This is a genomic window from Enterobacter sp. HG048 (assembly GCF_024702055.1).
GTDB classification, from domain to species: Bacteria; Pseudomonadota; Gammaproteobacteria; order Enterobacterales; family Enterobacteriaceae; genus Enterobacter; species Enterobacter dykesii.
Map to the genome: position 1 here is coordinate 1 of NZ_JANLIZ010000042.1, position 314 is coordinate 314.

General features: G+C 55.1%; 1 rRNA gene. It reads right to left on the reverse strand.

Annotation, left to right across the window (positions count from 1 at the left end):
• Positions 1 to 314: ribosomal RNA gene (locus tag NUX24_RS21715) — 23S ribosomal RNA — on the reverse strand; the annotation flags it as partial.

The window sequence follows — 314 nt, forward strand, 5'->3', positions numbered from 1 at the left end:
GCCTTAGGGGTCGACTCACCCTGCCCCGATTAACGTTGGACAGGAACCCTTGGTCTTCCGGCGAGCGGGCTTTTCACCCGCTTTATCGTTACTTATGTCAGCATTCGCACTTCTGATACCTCCAGCAACCCTCACAGGCCACCTTCAACGGCTTACAGAACGCTCCCCTACCCAACAACGCATAAGCGTCGCTGCCGCAGCTTCGGTGCATGGTTTAGCCCCGTTACATCTTCCGCGCAGGCCGACTCGACCAGTGAGCTATTACGCTTTCTTTAAATGATGGCTGCTTCTAAGCCAACATCCTGGCTGTCTGT